Below are 12,658 nucleotides of genomic sequence, written 5' to 3' on the forward strand. Positions count from 1 at the left end.
GGGCTGCACTTTCACGTGAAAGTGCCGACCTGGCCCCCGCACTTTCACGTGAAAGTGCGGGGTGCTGCTCCACCACGCCGCCGCCGCAGTACCACTGGATACCCGTTCCTCTTTGTGGGAGGCCTTGCCATGCCCGTGAACCGGAGAAACGCTCTGCGCGGCGGCGCGCTGGCGGCCGCTTCGACCGTTCTGCTCAGCCGTCCCGCGTTCGCCGCGGACGCGGCAGCCTCCGCCGCGACCGCGGCGAGTGGGGTGCCCGCCGCGACCGCGCCGATCGTCGCCGCCTACCGGCAGCTGCAGACCGGCATCAACCGGCCGTCGCCGGAACGCACCGAGGCGCTGGCCAACCTGGGCCGCGTCGCCAAGGCCTACCACGCGAGCCTGTCCGTGGCCGGCGGCGGCGCTCCACTGTGGACGGACCTGCCGCTCGGCCCGGGCAGCGACTACACGACGTCGATGTACGCCCGGCTGCGCGCGATCGCCGTCGACTGGGGTACCCCGGGCGGGGCGCTGGCCGGCGACCCGGCGGTGCTCGACCGGATCAAGGCCGCGCTGGAGCTGATCTACGCCAGCCAGTACAACGAGAACGTCGGCGAGATCGGCAACTGGTACACCTACGAGATCGGCATCCCGTACTACCTGCTGCACACGCTTTCGGTCGTCGCCGACGAGCTGACCGCCGAGCAGCTGGCCCGCTACCTCGCGCCGGTGAAGCGGTTCGTCGGGAACCCGAACCGGCGCGCCAACAACGCGTCGGTGGTCGAAACCGGCGCCAACCGCGCGGACAAGGCGCTGATCTCCATCGTCTCCGGCGCGATGCTCGGTGACACCGCCTGGATCAAGACCGGCATCGACGCGCTCACCGACGTCGCCGGCGGGGGCGCGGCGAGCGTCGTGGCGAAGCTGGATCGCGCGGCGGGCGACGGCTTCCACGTCGACGGCTCGTTCATCCAGCACGACACCATCCCGTACCCCGGCCACTACGGCATCGTGCTGCTCACCGCGCTCGCCGGCGCCATCCACGTCACCGCGGGCACCGAGTACGCGCTCCCGCAGCCGTTGAAGGACAAGATCTACGCGCTCGTCGCCGACAGCTTCGCGCCGTTCGTCTACGCGGGCGCGCTGATGGAGCCGGTGCGCGGGCGGATGCTCTCGCGGCAGGGGGAGACCGGCCACGACATCGGCCACCAGCTCACCGTCGCGACCCTCGTGCTGGCGCGGACGGCGTCGGGCAAGACCAAGACCGACCTCAACGCGCTGGCCGCGAAGTGGATCAAGGAAGGCGCGTACGCCCCGTTCCTGAAGATCCCCGACCCCGAGCGGTTCGCGCCCGGCCCCGACCTGGTGGCGACGCCGGGTATCGAGTTCGCACAGGACATGCTGGCCTCGGGCGCGCGCCCGGCGCGGGTCACGGCCACGCACCGGATCTTCGGCCAGCAGGACCGCCTGGTGCACGTCACCGACGGCTGGTCGGCCTCCCTCGGCGTCAGCTCGACGCGGATTTCGCGCTACGAAGCCATCAACGGGCAGAACCTCAAGGGCTACCACGTCGGCGACGGCGTGCTCTACACCTTCCTCCCGAACGCCAAGGGCCACTACACCGACGCCTACTGGCCGACGGTCGACCCGCTGCTGCTGCCCGGCACCACCGAGCACGACGGCCCGGTGGACCCGGCGTTCGGCGGGGTGCCGGTCGGGCCGAACCCGCACACCGGCGGCGTCCGCTGGGACGAGCGCACGGGCGCCTACGCGTTCGACTTCAAGTCCTGGGACGGCTCACTGGTCGCGAAGAAGTCGTGGTTCTTCACCCCGGCCGGGATCCTGTGCCTCGGCGCCGGGATCACCGGCACGGCCGACCACGCCGTGCGCACGACGATCGAGAACCGCAACCTCGGCGAGGGCGGGCGCGGGGTCCTGCTGGCGGACGGCCGGCGCGTGGCCACCGACCTCGGCAAGGCGTCCGCGCTGCGCGAACCGCGGTGGCTGCACCTGGAAGACGTCGGCGGGTACGTGGTCCTCGACGGCGCTTCGGTCACGGCGTTGCGCGAGGACCGGACCGGCGCGTGGCGCGACATCGACACCGGCGCCAACACCAAGGGCACCACGACCCCGAACACGCGCCGCTACCAGAAGCTGGTCCTGGAGCACGGCGTGAAGCCGGCGGGCGCGACGTACGCGTACGCGGTGCTGCCGGGCGCGTCGCCGGTCGGCACCCTGGCCGCGTCCTGGGCGTGGCGCGTGCGGGCCAACACCGCGACGGTCCAGGCCGTCCGGACCGGGGACACGCTGCTGGCGAACTTCTTCACGGCCGGCTCGGTCGACGGCGTCGGCGTGTCCGGGCCCGCGTCGGTGGCGGTCGGGCGGCGGCAGCTGGCGGTGTCGGACCCGACGCAGACGCAGGACAGCGTCACGGTGACCGTGCACGGCAAGCCCGTGACGGTGCCGCTGAAGGGCACCTTCGGCGCGACGCGGGTCGTGCGGTTGTAGGGCCCCGGTTACGCTGCGAGCCATGACCGGTGCCGAACAGTTCGACGTCCTGATCGTGGGGGCCGGGCTGTCCGGCATCGGCGCGGCGTGCCGGCTGCGGGAACGGCTGCCGGGCAAGACGTTCGCGGTGCTCGAAGCGCGTGACACCATCGGCGGCACCTGGGACCTCTTCCGGTACCCGGGTATCCGGTCCGACTCGGACATGTTCACCCTCGGCTACCCGTTCCGCCCGTGGAAGGACCCGAAGGCGATCGCGGACGGGCCGTCGATCCTCGCGTACATCCGCGAAACGGCGGCCGCTTCCGGCGTCACCGGCCACATCCGCTTCGGGCACCGGGTGGTGCGGGCGTCGTGGTCGTCCGCGACGGCGCGGTGGACGGTCTCGACGGCGCACGGCGCCACGTTCACCTGCCGGTTCCTGTACCTGTGCAGTGGTTACTACTCCTACGACTCCGGGCACGTCGTCGACTTCCCGGGCCGCGCGGAGTTCGGCGGCGAGATCGTCCACCCGCAGCACTGGCCCGAGTCGCTGGACTACACGGGCAAGCGGGTCGTGGTGATCGGCAGCGGCGCGACGGCGGTGACGCTCGTCCCGGCGCTCGCTTCACGCGCTTCGCGGGTGACGATGCTGCAGCGGTCGCCGTCGTACATCGTCGCGCGCCCGGGCCGGGACGCGCTCGCCGACCGGATCCGCGCGCTGCTGCCGGAGAAGCTCGCGCACCGGGTGGTCCGCGGCAAGAACGTGGTCATGGGGACGCTGTTCTTCCAGCTGATGCGCCGGCTCCCGGGCCGGGCGGCGCTGGCGCTGCGCAAGCGCGTGGCGGCGCAGCTGCCGGCGTCGATCCCGGTGGACCCGCACTTCGTGCCGTCGTACGACCCGTGGGACCAGCGCCTGTGCCTGGTCCCGGACGCGGACCTGTTCAAGGCGCTGCGGTCGGGCAAGGCGGACATCGTGACCGACCGGATCACGCGGTTCACCGCCGCCGGGGTTTCCCTGGAGTCGGGCCGCACGCTGGACGCGGACATCATCGTGACGGCGACGGGGCTGCGGCTGGTGGCCTTCGGCGGGATCGCGCTCGACGTCGACGGCCGGGCGATCGACCCGGGGGAGCAACGCGCGTACAAGGGCATGATGTTCGGCGGCGTCCCGAACCTGGCCTGGTGCGTGGGGTACACGAACAACTCGTGGACGCTGCGGGCGGACCTGACGTCCCAGTACGTCTGCCGGCTGCTCGCGCACCTGGACCGCCGGGGGTTCGCGTACTGCGTGCCGGACGCGGCTTCGGCTTCCACGGCGGGCCGCCCGCGCCCGATCGTGGACCTGCAGTCCGGGTACATCAAGCGGGCCGCCTCCGGCCTGCCGAAGCAGGGTGGGAGGCGGCCCTGGATGATGCGCCAGAACTACCTGCTCGACCTGGCGGACATGCGCTTCAACCGGCTCGACGACGGCGTGCTGCGGTTCGGCTCCCGCACGCCGTCGAGCGCGGTTCAGCCCTGACGCGCCTTCGAGCGCGGGTTGTCCTTGTTGATCACGAACACGCGGTTGCCGCGGCGGATGACCTGGGCGCCCTGCTGGCGGGCCAGCGAGCGGAGCGAGCTGCGGACCTTCATGGTGACCGTCCTTCCCGTGGGAACCGTCCCACGGTGTGCTCAACACCGCCCGGGCCGGTTTGATTCCACGACTCAGCTGGTCTCGCGCGCCACCCACCCCTGCAGGTCGTCGCCGCGGATGGCGGCGGCCATCAGCTCCGGGAACTGGTCCGGGGTGCACGCGAAGGCCGGGACGCCCAGCTCCGCCAGGGCCGCCGCGTTCTCGTGGTCGTACGACGGGGCACCCGAGTCGGACAGGGCCAGCAGCGTCACCACCTGAACCCCGGCGCCCACCAGCTCGCCGACGCGGTGCAGCAGCTCGTCCTCGTCACCGCCCTCGTAGAGGTCGCTGATCAGCACCAGCAGCGTGCGCTCCGGGCGCTCGACCAGGCCCTCGCAGTACGCGATCGCCCGGTTGATGTCGGTGCCGCCGCCCAGCTGGGTGCCGAACAGGACGTCGACCGGGTCGGCCAGGTGCTCGGTCAGGTCCGCGACCTCGGTGTCGAACGCGACGAACGACGTCCGCAGCGCCCGCATCGAGGCCAGCACCGCGCCGAACAGGCCGGAGTACACCACCGACTCCGCCATCGAGCCCGACTGGTCGACGGCCAGGATCACGTCCCGCTGCACCGCCTGCTGCCGCCGTCCGAAGCCGACCAGGCGCTCCGGGACGATCGTGCGCAGTTCGGGGGAGTAGTGCTTGAGGTTCGCGTGGATCGTGCGTGCCCAGTCGACGTCGCCCGGGCGGGGCCGGTGGGTGCGCGAGGCCTTGTCCAGCGCACCCTTGATCGCCGCGCGGGTGCGTTCGGCGAGGCGCTCCTCCAGCTCCTGGACCACCTTGCGGACGACCTCGCGCGCGGTCTCCTTCGTCTCCTCGGGCAGCACGCCGTTCAGTGACAGCAGCGTGCCGACCAGGTGGACGTCCGGTTCGACCGCCGACAGCAGCTCCTTCTCCAGCAGCATCCGGGTCAGCCCGAGCCGGTCCACGGCGTCGCGCTGCATCACCTGGACCACCGTGCTCGGGAAGTAGCGGCGGATGTCGCCCAGCCAGCGCGCGACCCGCGGGGCCGACGCGCCCAGGTTCGCCCCGCGCTGCCCGCCCGCGGCCTCCTCGTCCGGCTTGTCGTAGAGGGCCGCCAGCACCTGGTCGACGCCACTGTCCTCATCGGACAGCTCGGTGTCCGCCAGCCCCGAGCCGGGCCCGGCGCCCTCGCCGCCCAGCACCAGCCGCCAGCGCCGCAGCCGGTCGTCGGTCTCCGCGCTCACGCGCCCACCCCCAGCAGTTGCGCCAGGACGGGCAGCATGCGCTCCGCCCGGTCCTCGTCCAGTTCGTCGGCCACCGGCGCGCGCCGGGCGGGGCCGGTCAGGCCGGCCGCCCGGTGCCCGATCGCCCGCTTCTCGGGTCCGCTGAACGCGCCGAAGGTCCGGCGCAGCAACGGAAGCACCTCGGTGAACACCTCCGGCGGGATCGCCGCGAGCCACGCGTCGATCACCCGCAGCAGGCCTTCGTCGTGCACCAGCAGCAGCGCGCCGCCGTCGAAGAAGCCTTCGACGTACGCCGCCCCCGCCGACGGCGTGATGCCCGGTGTCAGCGCCCGGCCCAGCCTCAGCTCGATGTCGAGCGCGTCGAGGAGGCCGCTGTCGTGCAGGATCCGGGTGAGCCGCCCGGCCAGCAACGGCGGCAGCGACGGCCGCTCCGCGAGCCGGGCCAGCGCCGTCAGCCAGCGGTCCTTGGCGTCGTCGCCCAGCAGCGACGTCGCGTCGTGCACGCCGTCGACCAGCGCGGCCAGCCGGGCCGCGGCGTCGTCGTCGATGCCGTGCGTGGCCGGGGGGAGCCCGGCGCAGATCCGGTCGAGCATGCGGTCGGCGACCGCGCGCAGCGCGCCGGTGTCGGTGCCGCGCACGTTGCCGTAGCGCGTCGCCCTGGCCAGCGCGGGCAGCGCCGACATCAGCCGCGCGACGTCGGCGTCGGCCGCCGCCCGGGCATCGAGCGCCGCGAGCGCCTCGGGCAACGCCTCCGGCAGGTCGGCGAGCAGGCAGTTCTCGACCGCCGTGGTGACCTCGTCCAGCGGCGGCATGCCCTCGACGGCGCCGCGGACCGCGGCCGTGGCCGCCGAAGGCACGGTGGTGCCGTACACCGCCGCCGCGACCAGGTCGACTTCGAACGACGGTTCCCAGGCCAGCGCCCAGGTTTCCCGGAACGTGCCCTTGTTCCGCCGCGCCGACGCCTCCCGGCTGCCCCACTCGATGCCGAGGATCCGCAGCCGGTGCAGCAGCTTCGAGCGGTCGAGCCCGCCGGGCGTGCGCAGGTCGAGGTCGAGCTCCTTGACGATCGGATCCTTCTTGAGCCGCAGGCGTTTCGCCGTCGCGGTCAGGTCCGCGGCCAGCGGCGGCTGCGGCACCCGCTCGGGGACTTCGCCGAGCCGTTCGCCGACCACCAGCCGCCGGGTGACCAGCTCGACCTGCACCTCGTCCCCGCCGCACAGCACCGACCGGGTGGCTTCGGTGACCTCGGCGAGCCCGGCCGACGACCGCCCGCGCAGCGCCGCGAGCGCCTCGGCCAGCCGGACGGCTTCGATGACGTGCGCGGTGGAAACCGGCAGGTCCTCTTCGCGCAGCACCCCGGCCACGCCGGTCAGCCAGCGCGTGGTGACGTCCTCGGCCGTGGTGAACAGGTGGTGGTACCAGCCCGGCGACCGCACCCCCGCGCCGTACCCGCTGGCGGTGGCCAGGCGCCCGTGCGTCCACGGCACCCAGGTGCACGCGACCTTCCGCTTCGGCAGTCCTTTGAGGACGGCCTGGTCGTGCGACGCCGGCGGCAGCGGGTCGGCGAGCGCGGGCACGTGCCACGCCCCGCAGACGACGGCGATGTTGTCGTAGCCGTCCTTGCGGGTGCGGCGCAGGACCGAGCGCATGTACGCCTCGCGGCGGGCCTCGTTCCCCTTCGGCGGTTCTTCGTCTTCCCGCACCGCGGTCATCGCGTCGGCGATCACCTCGAACGGGTTTTCGCTGTCCCGCCGGGATTCGACGACGTCGTCCCACCAGCGTTCCGGGTCGTCGTACCCGCCGGCCGAAGCCAGCAGCGCCAGCGGGTCGACCGGCGGCCCGGCGTGCTCGTCCGGGCCCGCGGCGAAGGTGTTGGCGGCCGGGAGATCGCAGAACCGCACCGGGATCCCGGCTTCGCGGGCGTAGGTGAGCGCTTGCCATTCCGGGCTGAAGACGGCGAACGGCCAGAAGGCGGCGCGCGAGACGTCGTCGGTCGCGTACGCCAGCAGCGCGACCGGCGGCGCCATCGCCGGGTCTTCGGTCAGCTCGACCAGGGCGTCGGCTTCGGGCGGGCCCTCGATCAGCACGATGTCGGGCTCGAGTTCGGCGAGCCGCGCCGCCACGGCCCGGGCGGACCCCGGACCGTGGTGGCGGATGCCGAGCAGGTGGGTCGCCGTCACGAAATCTCCTGGCCGGCCCGGTAGAAGTCGGCCCAGCCGTCGCGCTCGCGGACCACCGTCTCCAGGTATTCGATCCAGATCGCGCGGTCGGCCACCGGGTCCTTGACCACCGCGCCGTGGATGCCGGCCGCGACGTCGTGCGGGCGCAGCACGCCGTCGCCGAAGTGCGCCGCCAGCGCGAGGCCGCCGGTGAGCACGCTGATCGCCTCCGCGGTCGAGAGCGTGCCGGACGGCGACTTCACCGCCGTGCGGCCGTCTTCGGTGCGGCCCGAGCGCAGCTCGCGGAACACCGTGACCACCCGGCGGATCTCGGCGAGTTCGGCGGCCTCGGCGGGCAGCTGCAGCGACTTGCCCAGCTCCGCGACCCGCCTGCTGACGATCTCGACCTCCGCGTCGGCGCTGTCCGGCAGCGGCAGCACGACCGTGTTGAACCGCCGCCGCAGCGCGCTCGACAGCTCGTTGACGCCCTTGTCGCGGTTGTTGGCCGTGGCGATCAGGTTGAAGCCGGGCCGCGCCTGCACCTCGGTGCCCAGCTCCGGGATTGGCAGCGTCTTCTCCGACAGGATGGTGATCAGCGAGTCCTGGACGTCGGCCGGGATGCGCGTCAGCTCCTCGAGCCGGGCGAGCTTCCCGTCCCGCATCGCGTGGAGCAGCGGGCTTTCGACGAGCGCGGCCGGGCTCGGGCCCTCGGCGATCAGCCGGGCGTAGTTCCAGCCGTAGCGGATCGACTCCTCGGACGTGCCCGCCGTGCCCTGCACCAGCAGCGTCGAGTCGCCGCTGATCGCGGCCGACAGGTGTTCGGACACCCACGTCTTCGCCGTGCCCGGCACGCCGAGCAGCAGCAGCGCGCGGTCGGTGGCCAGCGTCGCGACGGCGACCTCGATCAGCCGGCGCGGGCCGACGTACTTCGGCGTGATCACGGTCCCGTCCGGCAGGGTGCCGCCGAGCAGGTACTCGACGACGGCCCACGGCGACAGGCGCCAGTTCGGCGGCTTCGCCCGGTCGTCGGCGGCGGCCAGCGCGGCCAGCTCGGCGGCGTGGTCCTGTTCGGCGTGCGGCCGGAGGACGGTGGCGGGGGCGGTCATGCGAGCTCCTCGTACATTTCGCGGCGGAAGTTCAGCGTTTCGGTGAGCGCCCGGCGCCACGGACCGGCGTCCATGGTCAGCCGGGTGGTGGCCAGCGGGTGGCGCAGGCACGCCGCGGGGACCGCGCGGGCGATCACGACGGCGGCGTGCGAGACCAGGCGGTGGTCGTCCTGGCGGGCGATCCAGTCGAGCAGAGCGGTGCCGAGCTCCTTGGTCCACGGCCGGGGCAGCTCGTGCACCAGCCGCGCGAACGACTCGACGGGCAGCCGGCTCACCAGGTGCCCGATGGTGGCGGCCTGGGCGGCCGGGCTCAGGACGTCCAGCAGCGGCGGGGTGGTGCGCCCGCCGGGGTCGGCGCCGATGAGCGCTTTCGCCCAGGTTTCGTCGCCTTGCCGGACGGCCGCGGTGGCCCAGGAGTCGCGCAGCACGGCGGCCGGGCAGCCTTCGACGGTCATCCGCACCACCTCGGCGGGTGGCCCGAACTCGGTCCAGAAGGCCAGGGGAGCGGCCGCGACGAGGGTGCGCAGCCGGACCGTGCCCTCGCCGCGTTCGCCTTGCGGCAGCGCGATTTCGAGCACCCGGCCGCGGCGGCGGACCAGCGGGCGCAGCCGTTCGGCCATGCTTTCGCCGTACCGGGTGCCGGGCAGCCGCCCGAGCAGCTCGGCGGCGCGCTCCCGGACGGCGGCCGCCCGGTCGGTCAGCGCGGCTTCGAGGAAGGCTTCGTCCTCGGGTCGCAGGTGCGCGGCGAGGACGCCGAGGAAGTCCGAGCGGACGTCGGCGGGTTCGCTCTTCCACGAGCCGGCGAGGGCTTCGCGGGCTTCTTCGGGCGCTTCGGCCAGCTTGGCGGCCAGCCAGCGGCGGCGCTGGGCGAGGCTGCCGTACTGCCAGACGTCTTGCGTGCCGGTGGTTTCCGCCGGGGCGGCGAGGAAGGACCAGTCCGGGTTCCGCTGCCCGAGCCAGGCCCCGACGGGCCCGGCGACCGCGACGAGCGGCCCCCGCAGTGCGGCTTTCGTGCGCGCGGCTTCGGCGAGCAGCGGGAGGGTTTCGGGCGGGACGCGGTAGTTCGTGCCTGCGACGATGCCGAGCCATTCCAGGAGCAGGTCGGGATGGCTGGCGGCGAGCAGCCGGGCCAGCCGTTCCCGCGCGAGCGGCGGCACGAAGGGCCGTTCGTCCTCGGCGGCGACGGGAAGCGGGCGCACGTCGTGGAGCGGCTGCCTTCCGGCGCGCCGGAAGGTGGTGAGCACGGCTGCGGCCGCGAGGAGCTGCTCGGCGGGGTCTTCGCGGTCTTCGGCGAGCGGGCGCACGGCCGGGGGGAGGCTCGAGAGATCGAGGGTGCGGCGGCGGGTGCCGAGGAGGGCGGTGCCGACGAGGTCTTCCCAGGCTTTCACGGTTTCACCGCCTTCCGGTGCGGGTGGGTTCGGGTCGGGGAAAGGTTCACAGCCGCACCGCCCGGTTTTCGTGCCAGCACGTCAGCGGGCGCAAGCCTGCCTGGCTCCACTCGCCCGCCACCGTCAGGGGCTGCCCCGCCGACATCGCCAGCAGGGGCCACGGGAACGCGTACGGGACCAGCGGAAGCGCGGTTCCGTCCTTTTCGGACAGACACCAGCCGCCCGCGTGTTCGGCCGGGGTCACCGCCGACAGGAGGACCGGCCAGCGTTCCAGCCACGGGTCCGCGGCCATCGCCTCCGCGTACGCCGCCAGCGCGGCCGGGATCGAGCCGCCCTCGGCGGCCGGGGCCGCGAGGGGGATGCCGCGCTCCACCACCATCGCGCGCAACGGTGCCGCGCCCGGGTAGAACGCCAGCTCCGCCGTGAGCAGGTGGCCCGGTGGCAGGGACGCGTCGAGTGGCCGGCCCGGTGGGGCGAAGGACAGCACCAGCGCGTCCCGGCCCGTGCCGCGGCCGCGCAGCCACGTGCGGCGGGTGAGCAGGCGGTCGTTCTCCTCGTCGGCCGCGCCGGTGATCAGCCAGTCGTCCGAGACGCGCTCGCCGGTCTCCAGGACGCGGGCCGTCTCCACCGAGAAGCCCAGCCGGGTGCGGACGGTCTCCGCCAGTGGCAGTGGCAGCGAATCCAGCCGGCCGGCCGCGTCGGCCAGCAAGTACAGCAGCGACAGCTCGGACAGCAGCGCCTCCGGCCAGTCGCGGCGCCCGACGGTGCCGGCCGCCCGGCGCAGGCCGCCCGCGAGGCCGGACGCCTGCGCGTCGACCATGCGGGCCGCGACCGTGCGCAGCTCCTCGCCGCCGTTGCGGTCGAAGCCCGCGAACCCGGCGCCGATCCGGTCGGTCAGCCAGACTTTCAGTTCGGCGACACCGCCTTCGACGCGCGCGGCACGTTCGCCTGCCCGGCGCGCAGCGGCTTCTTCGTCCTTCGGCCCGGCCGCTTCCGCGCGTTTCTCCGCCCGCCGGGCGCGATCGGCGCGTTCGGCCAGCCACGTGTGCACCCACTCCGGCTCGGGTCCGGTGTCGATCTTCCCGGCCGCCCACAGCATCAGCAGCCCCAGCGCGTGCTTGCACGGGAACTTCCGGCTGGGACAGGAACACCGGAACGCGGGCTCGGCGAGCTCGACGCACGTCTGGTACGGCTTCTTGCCACTGCCCTGGCAGAAGCCCCACACGGCGTCTTCGGACGCACCCGCGCCCGACCACTTCGCCGGCACCGCGAGCGCCCGGCCCGCCTTCTCCGACGCGGGATCCGGCGCCAGCCCGGCCACGCGCTCCGCGGTCCACGGCACTGCCGTCACCACCTGTCCCCCCACTGTGCTCCCTCGCTTTCCGGTACTCGCTGAAGCATGCCAGCACCCACCGACAATTTCCGGAAGCCGAGTATTCTAGTGCTAGAGTACGAGCGTGCTCACCGACGCGGAACTGACGGTGCTCGGCCTGGTGGTCGAGCGGCCGAGGCACGGCTACGAGCTGGACGAAGTCGTCTCCGAACGCGGCATGCGCGAGTGGACGGCGCTCGGGTTCAGCTCGATCTACTACGTGCTCGGCAAACTCCGCGACCGCGGCCTGGTCACCGAAGTCGAGCAGGACCGCGCGCACGCCAAGGCGAAGAAGACGTACACGGCGACGGACGCGGGCCGTCAGGCGTGCGCGGCCGCCGCGGAGGCCGCCATCGCCGAACTGCGGCCGGTGCACCCGCCGGTGCTCGTCGGGCTGGCGAACAGCCCGGCCGTGCCGCCCGCGCGGGTCGCCGCGGCGCTGGCCCGGCGGGCCGAAGCGGTCGCGGAGCGGCTGGCCGAAGTCCGGCGCGCGGCCGCGGCCCAGCCGGACGCGCCGCCGTTCGTCCGGGCGATCTTCGACTACTCGATCGCGCAGCTCGAAGCGGAAGCCATGTGGCTGGAGGGGATGTCCTGATGCCGTACGACCTGAAGAAAGAGCTGAAGCAGCTGTACGCGCCCAAGAACACCGACTGGGCGCTGCTCGACGTACCCGAGCAGCGGTTCCTCGCGATCGACGGCCGCGGCAACCCGAACACGGCCGAGGCCTACCGGACGGCCGTCGAAGCGCTCTACGCCTTCGCGTACACGATCAAGATGACGGCGAAGAGCCGCGGCGAAGACTTCGTGGTCGGGCCGCTGGAAGGTCTGTGGTGGGCGGACGACTACGCGGCTTTCACCGTGCGGGCCAAGGACTCCTGGCAGTGGACGATGCTCATCGCGCAGCCGCCGTGGATCGGGGAGGACGCCGTCGAGGAGGCGCGGGAAACCGTGCGGCGCAAGAAGAAGATCGACGCGCCGGTCCGGCTCGAGAAGCTGCACGAGGGGCGGTGCGCGCAGGCGCTCCACATCGGCTCGTACGACGACGAAGGCCCGCTGCTCGCCCGGCTGCACGACGAGTTCCTGACGCGGCAAGGACTCGAGCCGGCAGGCTTGCACCACGAGGTCTACCTCGGCGACCCGCGGCGGGTGGCGCCCGAGAAGCTCAAGACGGTGCTGCGTCAGCCGGTGAGCTGACCGAGCGCCGCCAGCCGATCCCAAGCGCCCCAAGGCGGCCTTGGTTGCGTCAGACGCACCGAAGGCCGCCTTGGGTGCGTCTGACGCACCGAAGGC

At 73.3% G+C, this 12,658-nt stretch carries 10 protein-coding genes; 4 read left to right on the forward strand and 6 right to left on the reverse strand.

What is annotated here, in order from left to right; translation table 11 throughout:
* Nucleotides 1-129 precede the first annotated feature (129 nt).
* Complete coding sequence (locus tag EIY87_RS32320; RefSeq protein ID WP_125313705.1) at nt 130-2,487, forward strand: polysaccharide lyase 8 family protein; 2,358 nt, start codon at nt 130-132, stop codon at nt 2,485-2,487.
* A gap of 22 nt (nt 2,488-2,509) precedes the next feature.
* Nucleotides 2,510-3,985, forward strand: coding sequence for a flavin-containing monooxygenase (locus tag EIY87_RS32325; RefSeq protein ID WP_125313706.1), 1,476 nt, complete (start codon nt 2,510-2,512; stop codon nt 3,983-3,985).
* On the opposite strand, the gene EIY87_RS32330 is transcribed toward EIY87_RS32325, so the two are convergent.
* The 6 genes from EIY87_RS32330 to EIY87_RS32355 all read right to left on the reverse strand — a co-directional run bounded on the left by EIY87_RS32330 (nt 3,976) and on the right by EIY87_RS32355 (nt 11,347).
* Complete coding sequence (locus EIY87_RS32330) at nt 3,976-4,098, reverse strand: 50S ribosomal protein L36 (RefSeq protein WP_125313707.1); 123 nt, start codon at nt 4,096-4,098, stop codon at nt 3,976-3,978. The genes EIY87_RS32325 and EIY87_RS32330 overlap by 10 nt on opposite strands.
* A gap of 72 nt (nt 4,099-4,170) precedes the next feature.
* Nucleotides 4,171-5,343 (reverse strand): VWA domain-containing protein, encoded by a 1,173-nt coding sequence (locus tag EIY87_RS32335; RefSeq protein WP_125313708.1) that lies wholly within the window; start codon nt 5,341-5,343, stop codon nt 4,171-4,173.
* On the reverse strand, nt 5,340-7,523 hold the full coding sequence (locus EIY87_RS32340; RefSeq protein WP_125313709.1) for a DUF5682 family protein: 2,184 nt from the start codon (nt 7,521-7,523) through the stop codon (nt 5,340-5,342). The genes EIY87_RS32335 and EIY87_RS32340 overlap by 4 nt, the downstream gene beginning before the upstream one ends.
* A complete protein-coding gene (locus tag EIY87_RS32345; protein ID WP_125313710.1) occupies nt 7,520-8,608 on the reverse strand; it encodes an ATP-binding protein in 1,089 nt (362 codons plus the stop codon). The genes EIY87_RS32340 and EIY87_RS32345 overlap by 4 nt, the downstream gene beginning before the upstream one ends.
* The gene (locus tag EIY87_RS32350) at nt 8,605-9,996 is read right to left on the reverse strand and encodes a DUF5691 domain-containing protein (RefSeq protein WP_125313711.1); all 1,392 of its coding nucleotides are present in this window, start codon (nt 9,994-9,996) and stop codon (nt 8,605-8,607) included. The genes EIY87_RS32345 and EIY87_RS32350 overlap by 4 nt, the downstream gene beginning before the upstream one ends.
* A 46-nt stretch (nt 9,997-10,042) precedes the next feature.
* The gene (locus EIY87_RS32355; RefSeq protein ID WP_225440164.1) at nt 10,043-11,347 is read right to left on the reverse strand and encodes an SWIM zinc finger family protein; all 1,305 of its coding nucleotides are present in this window, start codon (nt 11,345-11,347) and stop codon (nt 10,043-10,045) included.
* A gap of 106 nt (nt 11,348-11,453) precedes the next feature.
* Between EIY87_RS32355 and EIY87_RS32360 the strand changes: the two genes are divergently transcribed.
* Complete coding sequence (locus tag EIY87_RS32360; RefSeq protein ID WP_125313713.1) at nt 11,454-11,963, forward strand: PadR family transcriptional regulator; 510 nt, start codon at nt 11,454-11,456, stop codon at nt 11,961-11,963.
* Entirely contained in the window at nt 11,963-12,562 is a 600-nt protein-coding gene (locus EIY87_RS32365) for a GyrI-like domain-containing protein (protein WP_125313714.1), read from the forward strand. Before EIY87_RS32360 ends, EIY87_RS32365 begins: the two co-directional genes overlap by 1 nt.
* Nucleotides 12,563-12,658: the final 96 nt, after the last annotated feature.

Origin of the sequence: Amycolatopsis eburnea, assembly GCF_003937945.1 — a bacterium.
In the GTDB taxonomy this organism is placed as follows: Bacteria; Actinomycetota; Actinomycetes; order Mycobacteriales; family Pseudonocardiaceae; genus Amycolatopsis; species Amycolatopsis eburnea.

Bases quoted from the DNA above. Each gene is read 5' to 3' on its own strand.
- EIY87_RS32365 (WP_125313714.1), top strand. From the start codon at position 11,963: ATGCCGTACGACCTGAAGAAAGAGCTGAAGCAGCTGTACGCGCCCAAG.
- EIY87_RS32325 (WP_125313706.1), top strand. From the start codon at position 2,510: ATGACCGGTGCCGAACAGTTCGACGTCCTGATCGTGGGGGCCGGGCTG.
- EIY87_RS32330 (WP_125313707.1), bottom strand. From the start codon at position 4,098: ATGAAGGTCCGCAGCTCGCTCCGCTCGCTGGCCCGCCAGCAGGGCGCC.
- EIY87_RS32320 (WP_125313705.1), top strand. From the start codon at position 130: ATGCCCGTGAACCGGAGAAACGCTCTGCGCGGCGGCGCGCTGGCGGCC.
- EIY87_RS32345 (WP_125313710.1), bottom strand. From the start codon at position 8,608: ATGACCGCCCCCGCCACCGTCCTCCGGCCGCACGCCGAACAGGACCAC.